This window comes from Simplicispira sp., from assembly GCF_028687295.1.
Classification (GTDB): domain Bacteria; phylum Pseudomonadota; class Gammaproteobacteria; order Burkholderiales; family Burkholderiaceae_C; genus Simplicispira; species Simplicispira metamorpha.
This window is the reverse complement of record NZ_JAQUAL010000127.1, coordinates 1-9,531: the sequence shown is the minus strand read 5'-3', so window position 1 is coordinate 9,531 and position 9,531 is coordinate 1. Positions and strand designations below refer to the sequence as shown.

9 protein-coding genes are annotated in these 9,531 nt (G+C 66.7%); 6 read left to right on the top strand and 3 right to left on the bottom strand.

Annotated features, from left to right (window positions below):
* Positions 1-39 precede the first annotated feature (39 nt).
* Both PHX69_RS12780 and ygfZ read right to left on the bottom strand, forming a co-directional pair.
* Positions 40-1,956, bottom strand: a complete 1,917-nt coding sequence (locus PHX69_RS12780) for a sensor domain-containing diguanylate cyclase (protein WP_288044140.1) — start codon at positions 1,954-1,956, stop codon at positions 40-42.
* 42 nt (positions 1,957-1,998) lie between these two features.
* On the bottom strand, positions 1,999-2,916 hold the full coding sequence (gene ygfZ, locus PHX69_RS12775) for a CAF17-like 4Fe-4S cluster assembly/insertion protein YgfZ (protein WP_288044139.1): 918 nt from the start codon (positions 2,914-2,916) through the stop codon (positions 1,999-2,001).
* 66 nt (positions 2,917-2,982) lie between these two features.
* Between ygfZ and mltG the strand changes: the two genes are divergently transcribed.
* From mltG to PHX69_RS12745, 6 genes are all read left to right on the top strand, one after another.
* Positions 2,983-3,945 (top strand): endolytic transglycosylase MltG, encoded by a 963-nt coding sequence (mltG, locus tag PHX69_RS12770; RefSeq protein WP_288044137.1) that lies wholly within the window; start codon positions 2,983-2,985, stop codon positions 3,943-3,945.
* 29 nt (positions 3,946-3,974) lie between these two features.
* Positions 3,975-4,667 carry a dTMP kinase gene (gene tmk, locus PHX69_RS12765; protein ID WP_119014254.1) on the top strand — a complete coding sequence of 231 codons (693 nt, stop codon included), beginning with the start codon at positions 3,975-3,977 and terminating at the stop codon, positions 4,665-4,667.
* Positions 4,664-5,686 (top strand): DNA polymerase III delta subunit-related protein, encoded by a 1,023-nt coding sequence (locus PHX69_RS12760; protein ID WP_288044136.1) that lies wholly within the window; start codon positions 4,664-4,666, stop codon positions 5,684-5,686. Before tmk ends, PHX69_RS12760 begins: the two co-directional genes overlap by 4 nt.
* 7 nt (positions 5,687-5,693) lie before the next feature.
* On the top strand, positions 5,694-6,053 hold the full coding sequence (locus tag PHX69_RS12755) for a PilZ domain-containing protein (RefSeq protein WP_119014256.1): 360 nt from the start codon (positions 5,694-5,696) through the stop codon (positions 6,051-6,053).
* Positions 6,054-6,121: 68 nt separating this feature from the next.
* Entirely contained in the window at positions 6,122-6,928 is an 807-nt protein-coding gene (locus PHX69_RS12750) for a TatD family hydrolase (protein ID WP_288044135.1), read from the top strand.
* A complete protein-coding gene (locus PHX69_RS12745) occupies positions 6,925-7,605 on the top strand; it encodes an ankyrin repeat domain-containing protein (protein ID WP_288044134.1) in 681 nt (226 codons plus the stop codon). Before PHX69_RS12750 ends, PHX69_RS12745 begins: the two co-directional genes overlap by 4 nt.
* A gap of 38 nt (positions 7,606-7,643) precedes the next feature.
* Here PHX69_RS12745 and PHX69_RS12740 read toward each other — a convergent pair.
* A partial coding sequence (locus PHX69_RS12740) for a sensor domain-containing diguanylate cyclase (protein ID WP_288044132.1) occupies positions 7,644-9,531 on the bottom strand: 1,888 nt, incomplete at its 5' end.

Genomic DNA, 9,531 nt, shown 5'->3' with positions numbered 1-9,531 from the left:
CTTACCAGGCGGGCGTTTGAGGCTAGTTTGATCGTTATTTCAGGCGCCGGACTGTAGCGCCCAGCTGAAGCGGTTTTTGCCCGCCTTTTTGGCCGCGTACATGGCCGTATCGGCCTGTGCCAGCAAAGCGCCGGGTTCCTCGCCGTGGGCCGGAAACAGCGCGGCCCCCACGCTGGCCGAGATGTGGGCCGGGGTGCCGTCAATGTCAAATGGCTGCGCCAACGCCGCGATGACGCGGTGCGCCAGCGCCTCGCAGTCAGAGGTGTGTGCCAGGCTGGCCAGCGCAATGCCGAACTCGTCGCCGCCCAGGCGCGCCACCGTGTCGCCCGCCCGGATGCAAGTCTCCAGGCGCCGCGCAGCCTGCCACAGCAACTGGTCGCCCGCCGCGTGGCCCCGGCTGTCGTTGACCCCCTTGAACCCGTCCAGATCCACAAACAGCACGGCCACCCGCTGCTGGTGTTGGCGTGCCTGCACCAGCAATTGCGAGAGCTGCTCCAAAAACATCACCCGGTTGGGCAGGTGGGTCAGCCCATCGTGCAGGGCGGCGTGGGATAAGCGCTCTTCCAGGTTTTTGCGCACCGTGATGTCTTGTGTGACGGCCACCAGGTACTCGGGCCGGCCCTGGGCGTCGGTGACGACGCTGAGTGCCTCGCACACCCACAGCACCGTGCCGTCTTTGCGTCGGTAGGGCTTTTCGATTTCGGGCGAGAGGGCGGGGGCCCTGTTGTGCAGTCGCTCGGTCAGAAACTGCTGCGCTTTGGCCTGGTGCTCGGTGTCGCACAGCTCCAGCACGTTCAGGGCGCGCAGTTCATCGAGTCTGTAACCCAGCATGTGGCAGAACTTGTCATTGGCGCCGACGATGCATCCGTCGGGGGCAATGTGGGTAATGCCCATGGCCGCCTGGCTGAAAGTGGCCCGAAACAGGGCTTCGCTGGCGTGCAGGGCCTCGGTGGCAGCGCGCTGGCGTGCCAGCATCAGCATGAGCAGCCCGGCAATGGCCAGCAAGGCCACCGAGGCCACGCCCGTCACACCCAGGTAGGCCGTGCGCCGTTGCTCCACCAGGGCCATATCGGTGGCCTGGGGGGTGCCCACCGTGACCATCAACGGGTAGCCCGCCACGCTGCGGTAGCTGATGGTGCGCGCCACGTGGTCGATGGCCTCGCCGCTGTCCACAAAAGCGCCCTCGTGGGCAACGGGGTAGCGCTGGAACCAGGGCAGCTTGGCCGCATCGATCCCGAAGCTGTTGCGGTTGCCCACGGTGCGGCTGCGCACCACGCTGTCCAGACCGGCCAGCTCCAGCAAGCCTTGGGGCCCGAGGTCGGACTGGCGGTAAAAGTCCGTGAAGTGCTGCGGGTTGACTGACAGCACCACCACTCCCGCAAAGCTGCCATCGGCCCGGGCGATGCGCAGCGACATCGGAATTTGCCAGGTGCCCGATACCCGCCCGAGCACGGGGGCACTCACATAGAGTGCATCTTTGGTGTTTTGCCGCTGTAGCTGGAAAAACGCCCGGTCTGCGTAGTTCACGCTGGGGATCATGTCGCTGCTGCTGGCGACGATTTTGCCGTTGGCATCGGCCACGTTGACGATGGTGAACAGCGCATCGCGGATGAGTTGCTGCTGTACCCAGCGGCGCAGGTCGATGGTGGTGCCGTGCAGCAGGTACTGGTCACGCACAAAGGCGGCTACCTGCTCGGCGGCCTTGAGGGTGCGAAAAATTTGCTGCTCAAACGCCACGGCCAGGTTGGCGTTGGATTTCATGGCCGCCGCTTGTGCCTGCTCGCGCTCCAGGGCGATGCGGTGCGCGGTGCCCAGCCAGATGACCGCAATGGCCAGGGCGCACACCAGGGCAATGACCAGGTTCAGCCGTGCCCCTGTGCGCCCGTGTCCCGTGGGGGTTTTGTACCCACCCCAGAGCGGATTGGTACCTGGCGGGGTGGGCGGCGAGGGCGGCATAAGGGGGGAGGGTTTGTCAGAAATGCCCTCAAATGTAGGGCTTCAGAGGTCTTCGGCCAATGCGTAGGGCAGAGCGTCCAGCACCAGTGGCACGCCAGTGGCTGCGCCCACTTGCAAGCCGCCGTGTTCGGCCGCAGCGATGTGCAGCGACACGATGGCATCCCAGCCCCCCTCCGGCGCCCGGGCCACCTGCACTACGGTGCCGCAGGGCTGCTCCAGATCGGTGGCTGCAAACACTTCGGCGCCCACAGCCACTTCTTCCGGGGCGTGGGCGATGTAGGCGCGGCGCTTGATGGCGCCCCGGAACTGGCTGCGCGCCACCACTTCCTGGCCCGGATAGCAGCCTTTTTTGAAGTTGACGCCGCCCACCGATTCGTAATTGAGCATTTGCGGCACAAAGGCTTCGACCAGCGGCGCGCTCAGGGTGGCCACGCCGCTGCGCACCTCGCCCCAGGCCCACAGGGCTGCATCGAGTGCCGGGCCTGGTGGCACTGGGCTGCCCTTTGGTGCAATCCACAGGCCGCGCGGCTGGCCCAGCGCGGGGTACAGGTGAACCAGGGTTTTGTCGTCCAAATCGGCTTTGACCCAAGCAGGCTGTGCGCTACCAGCTATCGAAACAAGAGCATCCCCAGCCAGGCCGTAGAGCGCGAATTCATCGGTGGCATCGGTCAGCTTGGCTTTGGCGCGCAGCACAAACATGGACAAGCGCTTGAGCGTGGCGGGCAGCAGATCGCGGCTGCACACCAGCAGCACCTCGGTAGAGCTGCGCTTGAAGCCGATAAAACTGGCCTGCATGCGGCCCTTGGCCGACAAAAAGGCGCACAGGCGCGCCTCGTGCAGACCCAGCAGGGAAAAGTCCTGCGTCAGCTGGCCGTGCAGAAATTTGGCGGCCTCTTCGCCTTGGGCGCGGATGACGCCCAGGTGCGTCAGGGGGGTGATTCCGTGGAGTAGGGTGGTCATGGGTGAATTATCATGCCCGGTTGTTTTTCTACGGGGTGCAAGGTTGTGGCGCGTTTGCTGATATGGATGCTGCTGATCGTGTGCGCCCTGGGCGGGGCCGCCGCGTGGTGGCTGCACCAGCCGCTGGCGCTGGCCCACGAGCCGCTGGAGCTGGAGATCGAGCACGGCACCACGCCGCGCGGCGTGGCCCGCGCAGTGGTGGCCGCCGGGGTGCGGGTGGATGCGCAGCTGCTGTACGCGTGGTTTCGGGTGTCGGGGCAAGACCGGCAGATCAAGGCGGGCAATTACGAGATTACCGCTGGCACCACGCCTTACAGCCTGCTGCAAAAGCTGGCGCGCGGTGAAGAGTCGCTGCGCGCCCTGACCTTGGTGGAGGGCTGGAACTGGCGCCAGGTGCGCGCCGCACTGGCCCGCGAGGAAGCCTTGCAACCCGACAGCGCCGGACTGTCAGACGCCGCCCTTATGCAGCGCCTGGGCCGCGCGGGCATGCCGCCTGAGGGCCGCTTCTTCCCCGACACCTACACCTACGCCAAAGGCTCCAGCGACCTGGCCGTGCTGCGCCGCGCCCTGCACGCCATGGACCGCCACCTCGAAGCCGCCTGGGCGCAGCGCGCCAGTGACAGCCCGCTCAAATCCCCCGAGCAGGCGCTGATTTTGGCCAGCATCGTTGAAAAAGAAACGGGCCGCGCCAGCGACCGCCCGATGATTGCCGGCGTCTTCAGCAACCGCCTGCGCATCGGCATGCTCTTGCAAACCGACCCCACGGTGATCTACGGCCTGGGCGACCAATTTGACGGCAACCTGCGCAAGCGCGATCTGCAAACCGACACCCCCTGGAACACCTACACCCGCGCTGGCCTGCCGCCCACGCCCATTGCCATGCCCGGCAAGGCCGCGCTGCTGGCCGCCGTGCAACCGCAGGCTACCAAGGCGCTGTACTTTGTGGCCAAAGGCGATGGCAGCAGCCATTTCAGCGCCTCGCTGGATGAGCACAACCGCGCCGTCAACCGTTACCAGCGTGGCCGATGAGTGCCACGCCCCCACTCCCCAATTGATCTATGGCGCCTGGTTTATTCATTACCTTTGAAGGCATAGACGGTGCGGGCAAGTCCTCGCACATTGCACCGCTGGCGGCCGCTTGGCGCGCGCAGGGGCGTTGCGTCACGCTCACCCGCGAGCCTGGCGGCACACCGCTGGCTGAAAAGCTGCGCGCCCTGTTGCTGCACGACGACATGGACGCCCTGACCGAGGCGCTGCTGGTGTTTGCCGCCCGGCGCGACCACCTGCGCTGCGTCATCGAGCCCGCCCTGGCGCGTGGTGACGTGGTGCTGTGCGACCGCTTCACCGACGCCACCTTCGCCTACCAGGGCGCCGGGCGTGGTTTTGATACGCAGGTGCTATCGTATTTGGAGCGTATAGCGCAGACTGGGCTTGCCCTGGAGCCAGATTTGATGCGAAATCCTGACCTCACCCTGTGGTTCGATCTGGCGCCCGATGTGGCCGCCGCCCGCCTGGCCGATGCGCGCAGCCCCGACCGTTTTGAGGCACTGGACACCGCTTTCTTCCACCGCGTAGCCCAGGGCTATGCTGCGCGCGCCGCCAGCGCCCCGCAGCGCTTTGCGCGCATTGATGCCGCCCAGCCGCAGGCCCAGGTCTGGCAGCAGCTGACGGCGGTGCTGGTGCAGCGCGGCTGGCTGGCCGATGGGGCAGGCGTGGTTCCTGCCATGTCCGTGCCCGGAGCCACGCTGTGAGCACCGAAGCAGCAGCGCCTGCGCTGGCGCCCTGGATCGCCGCGCAGCGCAATGCCCTGCTGGCCCAGCGCGGCCACGCCTGGCTTTTGCAAGGCCCCTCCGGACTGGGGCAGTTTGCGCTGGCGCTGGAGCTGGTGCGCGCCTGGCTGTGCGAGGCCGCCACCGCGCACGGTGCCTGCGGCCACTGTGCCAGCTGCCACGCCATTGACGTACACACCCACGCCGACCTGTGCGTGCTCATGCCCGAGACCGAGTTGCTGGCGCGCGGCTGGCCGCTGCCCGAAAAAGCCCAGGCCGAGCTGGACGACAAAAAGCGCAAGCCCAGCCGCGAAATCCGCGTCGAAGCCATGCGCGATGCCGTCGAATTTGCCCAGCGCACCAGTGCGCGCGGGCGCGGCAAGGCCGTGCTGGTGTATCCCGCCGAGCAAATGAACACCATCACCGCCAACGCGCTGCTGAAAACGTTGGAAGAACCCCCCGGCGATGTGCGCTTTGTGCTGGCCAGCGAGGCCGCGCACCAGCTCTTGCCCACCATCCGCAGCCGCTGCCTGGGCCACACCATGGTCTGGCCCGAGCAGGGCGCCATGCTGCCCTGGCTGGCCGGGCAGGGCGTGGCGCCCGCCAGTGCCGATGCCTTGCTGCGCATGGCTGGTGGCCGCCCTGACGATGCCCTGGCCCTGAGCCGCGCAGGCCGCAGCCCCCAGGCGTGGGCGCAACTGCCCCGCGCGTTGCAGCGCGGCGACGCCAGCGCCCTGGCCGACTACACGCCCGCGCAGGCCATTGCTGCGCTGCAAAAGCTTTGCCACGACCTGCTGGCGCTGCGCGTGGGCGCGGCCCCGCGCTACTTTGCTGCTGCCGATTTGCCAGCCCCCCCCGAGCTGGCGCCGCTGACGCGCTGGTCGCGCGCGCTGGCCACAGCGGCGCGCACGGCAGAGCACCCTTTCAATGCCGGTCTGATGCTGGAGGCGCTGGCAGCGCAGGCCAAAAACGCCCTACACTCGCGACCATCCACCGTTTGAGGCCCCCATGAGCAGCCCTTCCACCGCGCCCCGTCCCAGTGTCATGCAGCTGGCCATCAAGGAAAAAGCGGCCTTGTACGCAGCGTACATCCCGTTTTTTGCCGAAGGCGGCATCTTTGTGCCCACGCCGCGCGAGTACAAGCTGGGCGACGATGTGTACGTGCTGCTCACCCTGCCCGAAGACACGCAGCGCTACCCGGTAGCGGGTCGTGTGGCCTGGGTGACGCCCGCGCGTGCTGGTGGCAACCGCACCCAAGGCGTGGGCATCCAGTTTCCCAAGGATGAGAAATCCCGCCAGCTCAAGCTCAAGATCGAGCAGCTCCTGGGCACCGCCCTGGGCTCCGACAAGCCCACGCAAACCATCTGAAGCGCCCACCCCGTGCCCGTGCCGACCCGCTGTGCGCCGGTCGGCATTTGTGTTTTGAGACTTCCACCATGTTTACCGACTCCCACTGCCACCTTACTTTTCCCGAGCTCTCCAGCCAGCTGGGCGCCATCCGCCAGGCCATGGCGCAGGCGCAGGTGGATCGCGCCCTGTGCATCTGCACCACCATCGAAGAGTTTGCCGACGTGCATGCGCTGGCCACGGCGCACGACAACTTCTGGTGTTCGGTGGGCGTACACCCCGATAACGAAGGCGTATTAGAGCCCACCGAGCAAGACCTGCTGGCGCGCGCTGCCCTGCCGCGCGTGGTAGCCATTGGCGAAACGGGCCTCGATTACTACGGCATGGAGGATCGCAAAGGCGGCCGCAGCATTGCCGATCTGGAGTGGCAGCGCGCGCGCTTTCGCACCCACATCCGTGCGGCGCGCGCCTGTGCCAAACCGCTGGTGATCCACACCCGCAGCGCTTCCGACGATACGCTGGCCATCCTGCGCGAAGAGGGCGAGGACGGCGCTGGCAACCGCGCTGGCGGTGTCTTCCACTGCTTTACCGAGTCAGCGCAGGTGGCACGCGCGGCCCTGGATGCGGGCTACTACATCTCGTTTTCCGGGATCATTACCTTCAAAAGTGCGCAGGAGCTGCGTGATGTGGTCGCCTTTGTGCCGCTGGACCGCATGCTGATCGAAACCGACAGCCCCTACCTGGCCCCCGTGCCCTACCGGGGTAAAACCAACAGCCCGGCCTATGTGCCCTTTGTGGCGCAGCAAATCGCCAGCACGCGCGGCATCAGCGTCGAGGCGGTGGCCGAGGCCACCAGCCGCAACTTTTCCGATTTGTTCCAGGGGGTACAAGCATGAGCCTGCTACGGCGCCGATTTGTGGCCAGCCTGGCCGTCCCGGTGGCCGCGCTGGCGCTGGGCGCGCAGGCCGGTTCGTTCGATGACTTTTTCACGGCCATCCGGCGCGACGATGGCGCGGCCATCACGGCCCTGCTGCGCCGGGGCTTTGATCCCAATACGCGCGACGCCAACGGCCAGATCGGGCTGGTGCTGGCCTTGCAGCTGGGATCGCTCCAGGCCGCCCAGCCGCTGCTGGCTGCGCGCAACCTGGACGTGCAGGCCAAAAACCGTGCGGGCGAAACCGCGCTGATGATGGCCGCCCTCAAAGGCCACACCGCAGCAGTGCAGGCCCTGCTGGCGCGTGACGCCGACGTCAACCAGACCGGCTGGACGCCCCTGCATTACGCAGCCTCTGGCACCCAGGCGGGGCAGGAGGCCATCATCGCGCTGCTGCTGGAGCACCACGCCTACATCGACGCCGCATCGCCCAACGGCACCACACCGCTGATGATGGCTGCGCAGTACGGCGCCGCCGAAAGTGTGCAGCGCCTGCTCGACGAGGGCGCCGATCCGTCGCTGAAAAACCAGCTAGGCCTGACAGCGGTGGACTTTGCTTTGCGTGCCCAGCGCAAAGACCTAGCCGAGAAAATTGTGGCTGCCATCCGCCAGCGCCAGCCCAATCGGGGCAAGTGGTAGATTTTTTGCACGCAGCGTGGTGCCTTGCCTGGCGCTGATTACGGCTCCGTAGTGGCGCAGGTGGGCAGGGGTGCTGAGGGCGTGGGCGAGAAAAACACAACCTGGTCGCGCCCGGCCTTCTTGGCGTCGTAAAGGGCGGCGTCCGCTTGTTCAAACAGGGTTTGGGCCACTTCGGTGGCACTGAGCGGCCCCAGTGCGTTCTGGAGCGCTGTGGGTTGCGCCGCGCACGCCGTGGGCAGTGCAGGGTGGACGCAGGCCCCCCCGATGCTGACGGTGACGTGCTGGTGGCCCGGCGCTGCCAGGTGCTCGATGCGCAGGGCGCGCACTGCGTGGGTCATGCGCTGCGCCAAAGCCAAGGCCTGCGGTGCATCGGTGTTGGGCAGCAGCACGGCAAATTCTTCGCCGCCATAGCGCGCCACCAGATCGCCCTCACGCCCCACCGACGTGGCCAGCGCTTGCGCGACTTGTTGCAGGGTGTGGTCACCCGCCACATGGCCATAGTGGTCGTTGTAGGCCTTGAAGTGGTCCACATCCACCATCAGCAGCGACAGCGGCGTGCCGTTGCGCAGGGTGCGGTGCCACTCGCGGGCCACGGCTTCGTCCAGGGCCAGGCGGTTGGCTACATCGGTGAGTGGGTCCAGGCGCACCTGGGCCTCCAGGGCGGCGCGGTAGTGGGTCAGCTCCTGCTCTGATTGCTTGCGCTCGGTGATGTCTTGCACCGTGCCCGTCATGCGCGTGGTGTGGTGCGGGGCAGTGTCTGTTTCGTATTCACACCACACCTGCACCCAGCGCATTTGTTGGTCATTGGCGCGGCGGATGCGGTACTGGAGTTGCAAAGCGGTGCGTTGTTGCAGGGATTGCTCGTGCGCGGCCAGCACTTGTTCGCGATCATCGCGGTGCAGCGTGCCCAGCCATTGGCGCCGCGTCATGCGCCCGTCGGGCCGCAGACCAAAAACCTGGCTGGCCATGCCTGACATCAGAAACTCTTCGCGTTCAGGCTCGTAAGCGAAATAACCAATGGCGGCAGCTTTTTGGCCGTTTTCGAGCCAGCGCATATTGCGCTCCAGCGCTACCTTCAGCGCCCGCTCGCGCCGCCGGGCGCGCCATTGCCAGTGGGCTGCCATCAAGCCCGCCAGCAGCAGCGCCAGGGTCACGGGCAGGCTCAGGGCCAGCCATTCGCGGGTGCGCATCTCGCCAAAGGCTTCGGCCACATCCACCTTGGACACCACCAGCCAAGGCGAATCGGGCACGGTGCTGACCATGGAGAGCACCTCCTCGCCCCGGTAGTCGTGGCCGTAGAGAATGCCGCGCTCGCCGCTGGCTGCCTGTACGGCGGGGTTGTCTTTCTGGGTCAGGGGCAGCAGGTGCAGGGGTTGCGACCCGTGGGGGTGGTGGCGCAGGGGGCTGAGGAATTCGACCGAGTCTGCACTGCGTTGCACCAGAGCGGATTCGGCAGTCTTGCTCGGGGTGGGCCAGTATTCCAGCAAGGGGTAGAGCGTGGCGCGCACGTCACTGACCAGCCAGACTGCGCCCACTGGCTCCATTCCGTCAAACAAAGGGGCCAGAAGACCAAAGAACGGAAAAGCAAAAAAAGCGTCGCGGCGCGGCTCCAGCGGGATGGCCTGTGCCTGCGACAGCGCACGCTCCAGTGCCTGCATCTCCAGCGCGGGCAGTGTGCCTTGGGCACCTTCGCCGGGTGACAGGCGCAGGCGGCCCTGGGGGTCTACCAGGTACACGGCGCTGTAGCGGGCACGCTCTTGCAGAATGCGCAGCCGGTTCAGTACTGGCAATGCCTGGGGCTCGGAGGGAGAGGCCAGCCAGCGGGCCACTGCCTGCGCGTAGGCCGTATCGTCAGACAGTGCCATGGCGTCTGACCAGCGCCGCTCGCGCCATTCAGAGACGCTTTTGGTTTGCAACTGGTTGATG

Bases quoted from the DNA above. Each gene is read 5' to 3' on its own strand.
- PHX69_RS12780 (WP_288044140.1), bottom strand. From the start codon at position 1,956: ATGCCGCCCTCGCCGCCCACCCCGCCAGGTACCAATCCGCTCTGGGGT.
- ygfZ (WP_288044139.1), bottom strand. From the start codon at position 2,916: ATGACCACCCTACTCCACGGAATCACCCCCCTGACGCACCTGGGCGTC.
- mltG (WP_288044137.1), top strand. From the start codon at position 2,983: ATGCTGCTGATCGTGTGCGCCCTGGGCGGGGCCGCCGCGTGGTGGCTG.
- tmk (WP_119014254.1), top strand. From the start codon at position 3,975: ATGGCGCCTGGTTTATTCATTACCTTTGAAGGCATAGACGGTGCGGGC.
- PHX69_RS12755 (WP_119014256.1), top strand. From the start codon at position 5,694: ATGAGCAGCCCTTCCACCGCGCCCCGTCCCAGTGTCATGCAGCTGGCC.
- PHX69_RS12750 (WP_288044135.1), top strand. From the start codon at position 6,122: ATGTTTACCGACTCCCACTGCCACCTTACTTTTCCCGAGCTCTCCAGC.
- PHX69_RS12745 (WP_288044134.1), top strand. From the start codon at position 6,925: ATGAGCCTGCTACGGCGCCGATTTGTGGCCAGCCTGGCCGTCCCGGTG.